The organism is Microbacterium sediminicola (genome assembly GCF_039531125.1).
In the GTDB taxonomy this organism is placed as follows: domain Bacteria; phylum Actinomycetota; class Actinomycetes; order Actinomycetales; family Microbacteriaceae; genus Microbacterium; species Microbacterium sediminicola.
Map to the genome: position 1 here is coordinate 515,983 of NZ_BAAAPL010000002.1, position 13,764 is coordinate 529,746.

A 13,764-nucleotide genomic window follows, 5' to 3' on the forward strand; every position below is an offset into this window, starting at 1 on the left:
GTGTGCCGCGTCGGGCGTTCGAGTGAATGGAGAGTGGTGCTGATCGCGCTCGGTGGGATCGTGGTGCAAGTGAGCTCGTGTCCGGCACGCTAACAACGAAAATGTCGGGCATGTAAATCGTTTTATTACAGCCATGTAAAAGGTTTTGCATCGAGGCCATCGGAGGCCTGGCGCCGCTGTCATCCTGGAGTCCTCACCACGGACAGACAGAGAGAGAACGATGGCGCGACCCACCCCCGACCCGCACTTGGTCTTCCCGGCGATGCCCGAAGATCTTCCGCGACTGGACGTCGCGGTAGCTCCCGAGAATCCTCTCGACTTGCTCCGGAGCTGGTGGGAGACGGTGATCGAGCGCGGTGCACTCGACCCGCAGTACGTCACTCTGGCAACCGCGTCCGCCACCGGCGTGCCCTCCAGCCGGACCGTCCAGCTGCTCGCGGTCGAGGATGATGCGTTGCTGTTCACCACGAACGCGGGAAGTCGAAAGGGCGTGGAGATCTCACAGACCGGCCGTGCAGCGGTGTCGACGTTCTGGCGTGAGAGCGCCCAGTCCGTCAACATCACAGGCGATGTCGTGTGGGCCGATGACGCGGAGTCGGATGAGCGCTTCGCCGGGGAGAGCCGGGCCGTGCAGGCCTCACGCAGTGTGTCGTTCCATGGACTTCCCCTGTCCGACGAGATCGATCAGCTCGAGCGGTTCGCCGCCCTGCGTGACGGCGAGGACGCGATTCCCCGCCCGGACTACTGGCGATGGCTCCGGATCGTCCCCGACGCGGTGACGTTCTGGGAGGGTCACCCCGAGGCGCTCAACCGCCGTGTCCACTACCGTCGCGTCGACGGCGTGTGGACCAGAGAGGCGATCCAGGCATGACCGGCATGCGCAGATTCGAGGGCAGCCGAGTGATCGTCACCGGCGCCGCGCGGGGTATCGGGGCGCGCATCGCGGAGCGGTTCGTGCACGAAGGCGCTCGTGTCGTGATCCTGGATTGGAACGCCGAGGCCGGCCGTGCGCACGCGGAGCGGATCGGCGCGACCTTCATCCAGGTCGATCTTTCCGACAACGACGCGACCAAGCGCGCTGTTCGCGCGGCGATCGAAGAGCTGTCCGGTGTGGACGTGCTCATCAACAACGCTGGAATGCTGCGTTTCGCGAGCGTGCTCGAGACCGACCCCGATGAGTGGGATGCGATGTTCGCGGTGAACACGCGGGCGATGCTCGTCACGACGCAGGTCGCCGCGGCAGCCATGATCGCGGCAGGTCAGGGAGGTGCCGTGGTCAATCTGGCCTCGATGGCCGCGAAGACCGGTGGCGAGGGGCAGGTCGCCTATGCGGCGTCGAAGGCGGCCGTGGTCGCGTTGACGCGCGTTGCGGCGCTCGAGCTGGGCGAGCATGGCATCCGGGTCAATGCGATGTGCCCCGGGTATGTCCTCACCGAGATGGGTGCCGACACGCGAACCCCTGAGAAAGTGGCGCTGTGGTCGAGCTACTCACCTCTGGGCCGCTTGGGAACGACCGACGACGTCGCTGGGCTGGCGCTGTTCCTCGCCTCGTGCGACGGTGAATACTTCACCGGGCAGGCGGTGAACGTCACCGGCGGGATGGTGATGCACTGACCGTATCGCCGGACCCCTCAGCCGCCGCGGCCGAGGGAAGTCCGACCACGACGACGACGGACGCCACCGCCACGACCCCCAGTGCCCAGAGCGAGAGGGCCATGCCGCCGGTCGCGATCAGTGCGGCCACCGTGGCGCTGCCGAGAACGGCGCCCACCTGCCGCGTCGCGTTGTAGGCGCCCGAGGCCGAGCCGGCGTACTCCGGCTCGATCGCCGTCATGGCGGCCGTGGCCAAGGGCGACCAGACGAACGAATTCGCGAACCCGAACAGGGCCATCGCGGCCGCAATCGTCCATACCGGCGCGGACGTCTGGATGGCCGTCGCCGTCGCGCACGTCGACGCCGCCAATGCGGTCGTTCCGATCACGGCGACGGGCCTGGGACCCCATCGGGCGACCGAAACGCCAGCGAAGGGCGCCGTCACGGCCGATCCGACTCCGAGCGGGAGGATCGCCAGGGTCGCCTGCATGACGGACAGCCCACGCCCGTCCTGCAGCGCGAGCATGACCGGGATCAGCGCCGAGCCGACGACGAAACTTGCCGCCGTTGCCCCCAGCGTCGCGCGCACGAAGCCGCGACTGTGCAGGAGCTGTCGCGGGATCAGCGCGTGGTGGGGATCGCGCGGTTGCACCCTGAGGGCGAGCACGATCAGACCGACACCGAGCGCCGCGAGTGCGATGCTGGCCAGAATCGGCAGCGTCGCGACCTCGTGGACGGCGACGATGACCCCGAGCACCCCCAGCGCGCTCAACGCGACCGAAGCGAAGGGGATGGTCGAGGTCCCGCGTGGTGCGACAGGAACCCACAGCAGGGCGAGGACAAGTGCCAGAGCCCCGAGCGGCACGTTGACCAGGAAGATCGACGGCCACCCGGCCACTCCCACCAGCAGGCCGCCGATGAGCGGGCCAGCCGCCGCTGCGACCCCGCCGACGCTGCCCCACACGCCCAGGGCGATGGGCAGGGTCGCGGCGGGGAAGGTGCGGCGGATGATCGCGAGGGTCTGCGGTGTCATCAGCGCGGCGCCGAGCCCCTGCGCCACGCGTGAGATCGTGAGCGCGGGAAGAGACCCCGACAGCCCGCACGCGGCCGACGCGACGATGAACAGCACGAGGCCGATCAGGTACACCCTCCGCGCGCCGATCCGATCGCCCCAGCGACCGGCGAACAGCAGCGGCACCGCATAGGCGAACAGGTACCCGCTGTTGACCCAGACGGTCGCCGCCGCACCCGCATCGAGCTCCTCCGAGATCGCGGGGATCGCAACCGCGACGATCGTGCTGTCCAGCAGCATGAGGAAAAAGCCCAGGCACAGGGCGATCAGCGTCAGCCAGGGTGCCCGCGCGACAGATCGCGCGGTGCTCATGCGCGCAGGTTCTCGCGCAGGGTGCGCCCCGGGTACCGCGGCGCGAGCGCACCACGACTGCGCAGCTCGGGGAGCAGCAGCTCGGTGATGTCCATCAGGCCGGACGGTGTCGCCAGCGGAGAGCTGAACATGTAGCCTCCCCGCGCGCCGGTCGCCGCGAAGTTCTCCTCGAGCGCATCGGCCACCTCCGCGGGCGATCCCACCAGGGTGTGGTCCATCCCGGTCGCATGATGCCAGCCGTGCTCGAAGAACTCTGCCCGCGTCATCGAGTGGTCGGCACCGTACTGGTCGACGAGCATCCCCACCAACCCGCCGGGACTGGCGTGTGCGTCGCGGATCTTGTCCACCACGTCGCCGAGGCGGAACCGCGGCGGAAGGGTGGAGAAGTCGAATCCGGCGTTGTGCGACAGGTGTGCGCCGACCGCCTCCTCGCTCCAGAACGACAGCACTTCGCGCTGTCGTTCTCGCGCCTCCGCCGCGGTCCGTCCGACGATCACCTGTGTCGCCCACAGGATTCCCACCGACATCGGATCCCTTCCGGACTCGGCGAGGGCGTCATCCAGAGCCGCGCGGTAGCGCTGCTGACCGGCCACGGAGCCGCCGAATCCGAATGCCAACTCGACGAATCGTGCCGAGGTACGGATGCCGGCGGGTGATCCCCCCGCCTGCACGAGCACAGGCTCGATCTGAGGACTCGGTACGGCGCTGAGGGGGCCCTTCACGGTGAAGTACTGCCCGCGATGGTCGATCGGGTGCACCTTTGACGGGTCTGCGAAGCGGCCCGTCGTGCGGTCACGCACGATCGCGTCGGGCGCCACCGAATGCCACAGCGCCTTGCAGACGTCGACGAACTCGGCCATGCGCTCGTAGCGTTCCGCGTGGGGCATGAGGCCGTCGAATCCGTAGTTGGCCGCGTCGGCGCCTCGAGATGAGGCAACGACGTTGAAGGCGAGACGTCCGGAGGTGACGTGATCGAGCGAGTTCAGCAGACGCGCCGTCGTGAAGGGATGCATGAAGGTCGACGAGTAGGTGAGTCCGAATCCGATGTGCTCGGTGACCGTGGACATCGCCGCGACGATCGGGCTCATGTCCTGACGTGGCCACTGGATGCCCCACTCCACGGCGGGAGCGATCGAACCGCGCCACGTGTCGGGAATCCCGCTCCCGTCGCCGAAGAAGAGCATGTCGATCCCGGCCCGTTCGGCTGTGACCGCGATCTCCTGGAACATCCGGACGTCGGGGAAGTCGTACCCGACCCACGATCCGGGTCGAGCCCAGCGGCCCTCGGTATGGGTGAAGGACAGATCCAGGGCGGTGTGGATGCCGCTCATGCGGCGACGCGCCGTTCCCGCCAGAGTGCAGCGACGTCGTCGGAGCTCATGACGATGCCGGCATTGAGCGAGAGCGCGGCCAGCGCACCCTCGTGCAGAGACGCGGAATAGGCGGCGGTGGCGTCCGAGAGGACGACCACCGAGAAGTCACTCTGGAATGCGTCGAACGCCGTCGCCGCGACGCAGCACTCTGTGGTCAAGCCCGCGACAGACACCCACCCCACGCCGGCCTCCCGCAGCTGTTGGGCCAGTGTCGTGCCGGCGAAGCCGCTGTAGCGCCGTTTGACGATGCGCATCTCGCCGGGTGCGGGTGAGAGGGAATACCACTCCGCACCCGCTGTCCCGCTGGCGCACGGCGCGTTCAGCAGCGGGGCTGCCGGGTCGCCGAGATTCAGCCAGGAACTTGCCCGCCAATGCGAGTCGACGGCGCTCTCGAGCTCGATCCATACGACCGGGACACCCGCGGCACGGGCATGGTCCACCGCTTCACCGCAGCGCTTCACCGCTGCTTCGAGAGAACCCAGCTCGCTGTGGCTCAAGCCGTACTCGGCGAGAAACTCCGGGTCGGCGAACGAGCGCTGCACATCGACGACCAGGAGCGCGGCGCCGCCCGCGTGGGAGCGGAGGGCATTCTCCTGACGTTCGCGAAGTGAGGGGCCGCCGCTCATGAGGGCTCCCCCTGATCAGCCGCGCGCAGCGCGGGCAGCACGTCTTCGCCGAACGCGGCGAGGTCGGTCAGATAGTCGGGGAAGATCAGCATCAGTCCGTCGAGCTCGGCCGTGCGGACGACATGCAGGATGCGCTCGGTGACCGTCGTCGGCGAGCCGGTGACGTACGGCGTCTGGAAGGCCGCGGCGCCCTCGGCGTCCTCCGCCCACGACAACGCTCGCTGGGCATCCCAGCCCCACGAGCGCCTCATGTTGGCCAGCGCCTCTCTGTCGAGGCCGGCCGCATACTGCGCGGCGCGTTGCTCGGCGGCCTCGTCGGTGTCGGCCATGATGACGGTCAGCATCGAGTACGTGCCCACCGTGCGTCCGGCCGCCGTCGCACGCCGGTGGACATCGCGGGAGAACTCGGCCATTTCGGACAGGCTCTCGGAACCGAGGAACGCGCCGTCCGCGTAGTTCGCCTGGAACGTGCGTCCCGCTTCGGAGCGCCCCGCACTGATGAGGGTCGGGCGGGGAGTGGGGTGCGGGCGTGACTCGCAGTCCGTGAGGGTGAAGAACTCGCCCTCATGGGTCACGGTGTCCTCGCTCCACAGGCGTAGGACCAGGCGCGTCCACTCCTCGGTCATGCGGTAGCGCGCCTCGTGGGACATCTCGGGGTCCCAGATGCCCATCTGTTCGAACTCATCGGCGTACGAGCCGTTGACGATGTTCAGCCCGGCACGGCCGTGGCTGACCTGTTGGAGAGTCGCGAAGACCTTCGCGGCGAACGCCGGGTGCTGCATGTTCGCGTGGATCGTCGCCCAGATCTTGACGCGGCTGGTCGCCTCGGCGATGCCGGCCATCATGGTCACCGACTCGAGGGTCTCCCCCCAGTGATCGGTGCTGCCGCCGAATCCGCGCCATTTGGCCATCGCCATGACGAAGTCCAGACCGATCTTCTCGCTGAGAACGGCGATGTCGCGATTGAAGTCATAGCTGGCGGGTGGGTAAGGGGCAGACTCCGAGATGAGCCAGCCGCCGGAGGCGTTGGGGAGGAAAACCCCGTACTCGGTGGCGCTCATGCGAGCACCGCCGGACGCTCAGAGGGGCGGGGGGAGAATGTGCGGACCATGAGGCCTCCAGAGATCGAACGTCAACGACGATCATGGAAAGCGTGTCGAGCGAACGCGGAATCGCGGTAGTTCAACGGAGGTCCATGCCAGGAGCCCAGGCTAACCGATGTGCGGGCTGACGGGCAATCGCCCATCTAGGAGAGCGCGGGTCCAGCCGCGTGGGTGAGCGCGTCCTCACTCCACACGAACACCGTGACGCGCATGTCCGCGGCTGCTCGCGCCAGCCAGGAGCCGGGGCGAAACGCGCCGGCCGAGGTGCTGCTCACACACAGCAGTGCGTGCGCGTGCGGCGCCGCGACAGAGCGAACCCAGGTGAGCTTGAACATGTCGGCCATGATCTTGTTGCGGTGTGCGGAGGTGAATTCGCCGCCGCGAAGCGGCAGTTGGACCACCGCCGAGGCATCCGCGCTCGCGCCGTCGAGTTCGACCCGACTCCCATCGGAGACGCGGAGCCTGACCGGCCGGATCGGGAAGCCGATCAGCTCGCCCAGGGCTGACAGCACGGCGCGCTCACTGCCGCCCGCAGCGAAGCGTCCCCACTGGTCGAATCGACCAGATTCCACCGACACGGCGGTGGTGAAGCCCGTCCCGCTCATCGGCTGCGGCTGTTCGGCGGGGGCGGCAGGGTCTCGTGCGGGCTCATTGTCGCCATTTCGTGCTCATCGAAGTCCCGATCAGCCTACGCCCGGCGCGGTGGCGGACACACGGGCGTCGCTCGTGTTCCTTTATGCCCACGGGGGCGGCAATGAGCTGGGTTAGCATCGGGTGTCCGCATCGGACCCGGGTGCCGGGTGCCGGTCCCGATCCTTCCGAGGTGTCATGAGATCGTCGCTTGCCGTCGCTGCGGCCGGACTCGTCATCCTCGCCGGTGCGCTCGCCGGGTGTGTGCCCGAGTCCGGTCCGACCGCGTTGCCGACCGCGTCGGAGAGTACGCAGGCGGCGCCCGGAACCCGCGCCAACCCTTTGCCCGTCGGCGAGGTGATCCCCCTGAGCGATACCTCTGCCTGGACGGTGGGCGCGAGTGCGGCGACCGAGGTCGGCGAAGGGTACGTCGTCCTCCCCCTGCGCATCCTCATCGATTGGGATGCCATCCGCGTGCAACTCGAGGCGAACGGCGAAGATCCGGCAACCGCCGACACCCTGGGCATCGACCCGTGGGCCTCCCTCATCGTGCGTTACATCGGTGCGAGCGGGCGGAGCTTCGAGCTGTATGAGAACGGGAGCGTGGATGTCCCGGATGAGCTGTGGGAGGTCGGGACTGTCTACCCACCGGCGGACGATCTGACCGCCAACGTCGCGGTCACCGTCCCTGCCGACGAGATCGAGGGCGGTGTGTGGACGGTGCTGAACACCTCCGGTGACGCCGTGTTCCTGGCGGCGCGGTAGGCCGCGCGTCCTGTGTTCGCACGCGATCCGCGTGTGTGTCGGGCAGGCAACGTTTCGGTCACCATCCGTAAAACGTTCGGCGCACCTGCGGGGTGCCCGCTAGCGTGGTTTCCGTCTGCCATCCTCGGTGGGCATCACTCCCACAGAAGGTTCGGAATGGCTACGCAAGGCACGGTCAAGTGGTTCAACGCGGAGAAGGGCTTCGGGTTCATCGCTCCCGATGAGGGCGGCGCCGACGTCTTCGCCCACTACACCGCGATTCAGTCGGGGGGCTTCCGCTCCCTCGAGGAGAACCAGCGCGTCGAGTTCGAGGTCGCACAGGGTCCCAAGGGCCTGCAGGCCGAGAACATCGTCCCGCTCTAAGCACTCAATCGCGGGCTCCGCGCAGGAGTTCACCTCCGGAGCCCGCGAGCTGACGCAGCGTTGCGTTGGGTAGGAACGCCCGGGTGAGCCCCATACCGATGCGGGCCAGGTCGGCCTCGTCACGGTAGAGCAGGTACAGCGACTCGTAGCGCGGGTGGAACTTCTCCTTGAATCGGTGGAGCGAGCGGAAGCCGTACACCGGCTCCAACATCTCGGAGAGCTTGTCGGTGAGTTCGATGATCACGCCGGCATCCGGCGGATACTCGTGCGTCAGCGGAGCACCCGACAGCGAGAGGATGTCGGCACCTTCGTCCGCGAAGAAGCGAGCGGAGGATCCGATGAGAAACTCCATGACGGGTCCGAAGCCGCCGTCACGGCGGCGCATGAGGTCCAGGGTCCACCCCCTGGTCTCACCTTCTCCGTAGATGGGCAACCAGGACAGGAAGCCCTCGACGTCCCCGTTGGCAGACACCGCCAGCGCCAGACGGACCTCCGGGTCGCGCGCCTCCTCGAGGGTGCCCAGGGTGAATCCCATCTCGGGAAGGCCCTTGTCACCGACCCACATGTCCGAGATCGCGCGCAGCTGCTGCTGCACGCCCCACGGCTCATCGGCCAGCCGCGTCATCCGGAACTCGACGTCCTCGCGGCCCGCGCGGTTCATCGACGTGCGTACCGCCGCCCAGCGCTTGCCGGTGAATTCCAACCCCTCGAGGTCGACGATCGTGTCGTCCGCGACGATGATGCTGCGCCACCCCTCGGGAACCGCGGCGCGCGTGGCCTCGTCGGCGGAGAAGAAGCAGGGGACCAGCCCGGCACGCTCGGCCATCTCGACGAACTCCGTCACCGACTTCGCCCGAGTCGCCGCGGGCCCGAGCGGGTCGGCCAGTGCCAGTGCGACCCCCGCACGACGCTGGTAGGCCACGATCCCGCCGCTCGTACGGACGTACGCGTTGCCGCTCCACGTCGTCATCCACGACAGCGTGCCGCCGCCGTGCTCATGCAGAGCATCCTTCACGTCGGCGACCGTCGGCGCGGCGGACGGGCTGAGGCGCGACCGGCGGCGGGCACGGAAGGTGGCGCGCACCCAGAGCAGGTAGACCAGCAGCACGGCCCAGAGCACCGCGGTGGCCACGGCGACCGAAGGGTCCCCGTCCCAGGACTGCTCAGTGCGGGGGAGCGCGAAATACAGGACGATCACGAGGATGCCGAGAACGACGTTGATCGAGGCGAGGACCACCCCGACGATCCACGCCCACAGTCGACCGCGGAACAGTCCCCGTGCAACCAGCAGCAGGATCACGACATCGATGGCCGTGTCGATCCACGACACATCACCGAGCGTGGTCGTGCCGAAGGGCCCGTCGGTCGGGACCAGAGTCGTGATCAACTCGATCGCGGCCAGCGCCAGGACGGCGATGAAGGCGACGTAGCGCTGCTCCTGCATGCTGCCGCGTCGCATCCGCAGCGGACGGGCGACGACGAGGATGAGGAGGATCGCGATCGCGTGTTCGACGTCGGCCAGAGAGCCCCAGTACAACAGCGCGACCGCGCCGGCGCCCATGAGCACGAGCCACGCGCGCGTGCGCCACGGGGAGGGCAGCAGACAGGCGGCGGCCGCCAGGCACGCCACCGTCCCACCCGACGGTCCGACGTCCAGGGCGAGCGCCTCGTGCTGTGCCCACGGCCAGGGCAGGAACGCGAACAGCCAGATCACGAGTGCGGCGGCGAAGACCGCGAAGAGTTGCCCCACCCAGTAGTAGGCGAGGGCGACGCGCCACCCACGACGCCACTCGAGGGTCACCATCCCCACGAAGCTCGCGAGTGTCGGGATGTACACCCACGGGTGGACGACGAAGAACGTCCCGGTCAGGGGTGTCCACCAGCGCCCGTCCATGAAGGCGGGCAAGCCGTAGGCGACGACCTCGAACCCGGGTGACTCCTTGAATGAGTGCCACAGCCCTTGGGACACGATGCCGATGACGACGACGGCGAGCACCATCACGGTGGTGGCCGGCACACGGGCCACGACCGACCACGGTCCGCGGGTCCGGGTGACCTCTGCGGGGGTGGGGGTCTCGCTGCTCACGCGGCGTCCTCCGTGAGCAGCAGTGATCGTAGCTGCGCGACATCATCGACCGCAGCCTGCGCGCCTTCGCTCTCGTGCGGCCAGCTGAAGCCCCAGCGCACGAAGATCACGGGCACGCCGTGTTCCGCGCCGCCCTCGACGTCGTGGTGGCGATCCCCGATGAGGACGGGGCGTGAGACATCCACCCCGAGCGTGTGCAGACGTCGCAGCGCTTCGGCGACGATGTCGGCCTTGGCGCTCAGGGTCTTCTCATCGGGTGTGGCGCCGGTGATGGATGCCAGGCGCGGAGCGAGGCCGAAGTGTTCCATGAGGGCCGCGACCTGGTTCTCGGGCTTGGAGCTGGCGGTCGCCTGGGGGATGCCGGCCGCAGCGACCTCGTCGATGAGCTCGGCGACTCCCGGGAAGAGCTTCGCGCCGCTCGTGTAGCCCTCTGCCTTGCTCCGACTGCGGTAGTAGACGACGGCCTCGCGTGACTGTTCCGGCGTCATCCCGAGGTTCGTCTGGAAGGACTCGAACATCGGAGGGCCGATCCAGTGCACCAGCTCGGCCCGAGTGGGTGCGGGGTAGCCGAAGTGCTCGAGGGTGTTCGTCAGGCGTCGCAGGATGCCTTCCGAGGCGTCGACGAGTGTGCCGTCGACGTCCCACAGCACGCAGGTCCAGGGAGAACGAGCGGTCATGCCCTCCACGTTATGGGAAACCGAGCGGTGCGCGGTCAGAACAGGCGTGGCGCACCGGACTCGATGCCTTTCATCTCCTCGTAGTCGAGCGTCACGCACCGGATGCCGCGGTCGGTCGCCAGCACCTTGGCCTGGGGTTTGATCTCCTGCGCGGCGAAGACGCCGGTGACCGGAGCGAGGTGCGGGTCGCGTCCGAGCAGCTCGAGATACCGCGTGAGCTGTTCGACGCCGTCGATGTCCCCGCGTCGCTTGACCTCGACGGCGATCGTGCCACCGTCAGGGTTACGAAGGAGCAGGTCGACCGGGCCGATCGCGGTGGGGAACTCGCGGCGCACGAGGCTCAGGCCCTCGCCGATCACCTCGACCTGCTCCGCGAGCAGGCGCTGCAGGTCGGCCTCGACGCCGGACTTGACCAGTCCCGGGTCGATCCCCAGCTCGTGGGAGGAATCGTGGATCAGCTCGTAGATCTGCACGAGCAGGGAGTCGCCCGACTTGGCGTGCGTCACCCGCCACTGCTCGATGACACCGACGTCGGCGGCGTCTGCCTCGGGTTCTTCGACGACCAGCGAGCACGGCGGACTCATCCAGTTCAGGGGCTTGTAGGACAGCGCATCGCTGTGGACGAGCACCGACCCGTCGGCCTTCAGCACCAGCAGACGCGTCGCCAGCGCGAGGTGAGCATTCAGACGGCCCGTGTAATCGACGGTGCAGCGAGCGATGACCAGACGCACCCGACGAGCCTACCTAGTCGTCTCCGGCCACGTTCATTCCGTCGCGGCCGGGGTGTTCGACGGCGAGGTCGATGCGGGGAGCGGCTTGGCGGCCCCGGAAGCGAGTCCCGAGATGACAGCCAGTCCCACGAGCAACAGCAGGGTGTTGAGGATCCCGATCGAGTGGCTGATGATGCCGAGCAGCGGCGGTCCGCACAGGAAGGCGACGTAGCCGATCGTCGCGGTGGCGCTCACGCGCGCCGCGGCATCCCGCGGATCGTCGGCTGCGGCCGACATGCCCAGGGGGAAGCCGAGTGAGACACCCGCTCCCCACAGTGCCGCTCCCACCAAGATCAGCGGGAACGTGGGCGCGAACACGAACAACAGCAGCCCCCCTGCGGCGAAGCCGGACAGCACGCGCAGGACGAGGACGCGCCCGAACCTGTCGACCAGCGGCCCACCGGCAATCCGGAGCACGGTCATGCTCAGTGAGAAGACGGCCAGGCCGAGTGCTCCGAACGCCTCGCTGCCCTCATGGCCTTCGACGACCCCCAGCGCGAGCCAGTCGTTGGCGCCGCCTTCGGCGAACGACATCCCGAGGATGATGAGCCCGAGTCCGTAGGTGCGGGGCTCCCGCCAGGCCTGGAGAGAGCGGGACAGGCGCTCGCGCCACGGGCGCTTCTCGCCGACGCCGGGGGCGTCGGGATCCATCGCCTCTTCGCGGGAGGGGACGTTGGCGGTGGCGAAGATCCCGACCAGGACGATCACCGCCGAAATGATCACCGCGTGCGCGAGGACGTTCAGATCCAGGGCGATCGCGAGGGCGCCGAGGCCGGCACCGGCGACGGTGCCGACGCTGAAGAGGGCGTGGAACAGGGGGAGGAGCGTCTTGCCGGTCTCCGTTTCGATGGCCGCGCCTTCGACGTTCATCATCACGTCGACGGAGCCGTTGCCGAGGCCGAACAGCGCGAGGCCGACGATCACGATGCCGAATGAGTGGGCGACATCGGCGCCGATGCCGATCGTGGTGACGCCCACCGCGAAGATCACGATCGAGGTCAGCATCGCGCGCCGGGCCCCCAGTCGCGACAGTGCCAGGGGCGCCACCGACAGGCCGATGATCGAGGCCACGCCGGCGCCGAAGAGCAGGAAGCCGACCTGCATGCTGTCGATCTCGAGGGCGTTCTTGAGCGCAGGGACGCGCGATGCCCAGGTCGCCACGCTCAGTCCGCTCAGGAAGAAGACGGCGAAGACGGCCGTGCGCCAGCGCACGACCTGGGAACGAGTGAGTGTGACATCCACCGGGAGAGCTTATCGAATCGATTCGATAAACTGAAGGTCGGACCCGGTAACATCGGCGGACATGAGCGAGCGACGGCCGGGGATCGCGGATGTCGCGCGTGCGGCCGGGGTATCCGCATCGACGGCGTCCGTCGTCTTCAGCGGGAAGGCCCCGGTGTCGCAGGCGACGCGCGGGCGCGTGCTGTCGGCCGCCGCCGAGCTTGGCTACACCGGTCCCGATCCGCGGGCCGCGTCGCTGCGCCGCGGGCGATCGGGGATCGTGGGCGTCCTCTTCATGGAACCCCTGCGCACCGCGTTCCTCGATCCCGTCAAGACGGCGATGATGGACGGGTTGACCGAGGGCGTCGCTGCGCTGGGCGCCGGACTGCTGCTGCTGCACGATGATGCGACCGGCAACGGAGACCTGCTGACCAGCGCGCCGATCGATGCGGTCGTGGTCATCAACAGCTCGGACGCGATCGGCGAGGCGCTCGCGCTGCTGCGCGCCCGCGGCGTGCCGATCGTGGTGATCGAGGGAGACGCCGCGGCAGGCGTGCCCCGCATCGGCTTGAATGACCGGGAGGCGCAGCGGCTGGCCGCCGCACACCTGGCGCAGCTGGGTCACCGGCACGTCGTCGTCCTCGCCCTGCCGCCGCGCCGTGACCGCGCTCGGGATTGGCTGGATGCCGACGACGAGATCCGCTTCGACGTGACCCGGGACCGTCTCGCGGGCGCGCGGGACCTCTTCCCGGATGCTGCCGCCTTCGCCGTCGAGGAGAATTCCATCGATGAAGGCGTGCGCGCCGGACGCGCCCTGTTGTCCTCGCGCGAACGCCCGACGGCCGTCATCGCGCAGAGCGACCTGCTGGCCGCCGGAGTCATCAGAGCTGCCGAGGACGCGGGCCTGCGCGTCCCCGAGGACGTGAGCGTCACCGGATTCGACGGTGTCCGCGTCGACGGTCTCGACGGGTACGAGCTCACCACCCTCGTACAGCCGGCGTTCGAGAAAGGGCGTGCGGCCGGGGCTGCGGTGGCGCGGATGCTCGCCGGCGAGGAGGCGGCATCGATCACCTTCACCTGCACATTCCGTGAGGGGACGACCACCGCCCCTGTTCGGATCCCCTCGGTAGGATGAGACGCACGCCCTGATCGCCAGCTCTCGCCTCTGACCGA

Annotated in this window: 14 protein-coding genes; 5 read left to right on the plus strand and 9 right to left on the minus strand. The window is 68.5% G+C overall.

All coding sequences use genetic code 11. The features are described from left to right. Window positions 1-220 precede the first annotated feature (220 nt). On the plus strand, window positions 221-871 hold the full coding sequence (locus tag ABD206_RS11055) for a pyridoxine/pyridoxamine 5'-phosphate oxidase (protein ID WP_344072490.1): 651 nt from the start codon (window positions 221-223) through the stop codon (window positions 869-871). Further along, window positions 868-1,614 (plus strand): SDR family NAD(P)-dependent oxidoreductase, encoded by a 747-nt coding sequence (locus ABD206_RS11060; RefSeq protein ID WP_344072492.1) that lies wholly within the window; start codon window positions 868-870, stop codon window positions 1,612-1,614. The genes ABD206_RS11055 and ABD206_RS11060 overlap by 4 nt, the downstream gene beginning before the upstream one ends. On the opposite strand, the gene ABD206_RS11065 is transcribed toward ABD206_RS11060, so the two are convergent. The 5 genes from ABD206_RS11065 to ABD206_RS11085 all read right to left on the minus strand — a co-directional run bounded on the left by ABD206_RS11065 (window position 1,589) and on the right by ABD206_RS11085 (window position 6,684). Then, on the minus strand, window positions 1,589-2,977 hold the full coding sequence (locus ABD206_RS11065) for an MFS transporter (protein ID WP_344072493.1): 1,389 nt from the start codon (window positions 2,975-2,977) through the stop codon (window positions 1,589-1,591). The two genes, ABD206_RS11060 and ABD206_RS11065, sit on opposite strands and share 26 nt — an antisense overlap. After that, a complete protein-coding gene (locus ABD206_RS11070; RefSeq protein ID WP_344072495.1) occupies window positions 2,974-4,308 on the minus strand; it encodes an NtaA/DmoA family FMN-dependent monooxygenase in 1,335 nt (444 codons plus the stop codon). The genes ABD206_RS11065 and ABD206_RS11070 overlap by 4 nt, the downstream gene beginning before the upstream one ends. Further along, window positions 4,305-4,976 carry a cysteine hydrolase family protein gene (locus tag ABD206_RS11075; protein ID WP_344072497.1) on the minus strand — a complete coding sequence of 224 codons (672 nt, stop codon included), beginning with the start codon at window positions 4,974-4,976 and terminating at the stop codon, window positions 4,305-4,307. The genes ABD206_RS11070 and ABD206_RS11075 overlap by 4 nt, the downstream gene beginning before the upstream one ends. After that, window positions 4,973-6,037, minus strand: a complete 1,065-nt coding sequence (locus ABD206_RS11080; RefSeq protein WP_344072499.1) for an LLM class flavin-dependent oxidoreductase — start codon at window positions 6,035-6,037, stop codon at window positions 4,973-4,975. Before ABD206_RS11080 ends, ABD206_RS11075 begins: the two co-directional genes overlap by 4 nt. A gap of 185 nt (window positions 6,038-6,222) precedes the next feature. Beyond that, window positions 6,223-6,684 carry a hypothetical protein gene (locus ABD206_RS11085; RefSeq protein ID WP_344072501.1) on the minus strand — a complete coding sequence of 154 codons (462 nt, stop codon included), beginning with the start codon at window positions 6,682-6,684 and terminating at the stop codon, window positions 6,223-6,225. Between the two features lie 223 nt (window positions 6,685-6,907). Here ABD206_RS11085 and ABD206_RS11090 point away from each other — a divergent pair, with 223 nt between their 5' ends. Further along, the gene (locus ABD206_RS11090; RefSeq protein ID WP_344072503.1) at window positions 6,908-7,474 is read left to right on the plus strand and encodes a hypothetical protein; all 567 of its coding nucleotides are present in this window, start codon (window positions 6,908-6,910) and stop codon (window positions 7,472-7,474) included. A 156-nt stretch (window positions 7,475-7,630) separates the two neighbouring features. Continuing rightward, on the plus strand, window positions 7,631-7,837 hold the full coding sequence (locus ABD206_RS11095) for a cold-shock protein (protein WP_344072505.1): 207 nt from the start codon (window positions 7,631-7,633) through the stop codon (window positions 7,835-7,837). Window positions 7,838-7,841: 4 nt separating this feature from the next. Here the strand turns inward: ABD206_RS11095 and ABD206_RS11100 are convergent, their stop codons facing one another. Genes ABD206_RS11100 through ABD206_RS11115 form a run of 4 tightly spaced genes read right to left on the minus strand, consistent with a single transcriptional unit; the run spans window position 7,842 to window position 12,612 of the window. Continuing rightward, the gene (locus ABD206_RS11100) at window positions 7,842-9,923 is read right to left on the minus strand and encodes a bifunctional lysylphosphatidylglycerol flippase/synthetase MprF (RefSeq protein WP_344072507.1); all 2,082 of its coding nucleotides are present in this window, start codon (window positions 9,921-9,923) and stop codon (window positions 7,842-7,844) included. Next, window positions 9,920-10,600 carry an HAD hydrolase-like protein gene (locus tag ABD206_RS11105; protein WP_344072509.1) on the minus strand — a complete coding sequence of 227 codons (681 nt, stop codon included), beginning with the start codon at window positions 10,598-10,600 and terminating at the stop codon, window positions 9,920-9,922. The genes ABD206_RS11100 and ABD206_RS11105 overlap by 4 nt, the downstream gene beginning before the upstream one ends. Before the next feature lie 35 nt (window positions 10,601-10,635). Beyond that, on the minus strand, window positions 10,636-11,331 hold the full coding sequence (gene nucS / locus ABD206_RS11110; RefSeq protein WP_344072511.1) for an endonuclease NucS: 696 nt from the start codon (window positions 11,329-11,331) through the stop codon (window positions 10,636-10,638). A 33-nt stretch (window positions 11,332-11,364) separates the two neighbouring features. After that, complete coding sequence (locus ABD206_RS11115; protein ID WP_344072513.1) at window positions 11,365-12,612, minus strand: MFS transporter; 1,248 nt, start codon at window positions 12,610-12,612, stop codon at window positions 11,365-11,367. A 61-nt stretch (window positions 12,613-12,673) separates the two neighbouring features. Here ABD206_RS11115 and ABD206_RS11120 point away from each other — a divergent pair, with 61 nt between their 5' ends. Continuing rightward, window positions 12,674-13,726: a LacI family DNA-binding transcriptional regulator gene (locus tag ABD206_RS11120; protein WP_344072515.1), complete on the plus strand. Its 1,053-nt coding sequence runs from the start codon at window positions 12,674-12,676 to the stop codon at window positions 13,724-13,726. Window positions 13,727-13,764: the final 38 nt, after the last annotated feature.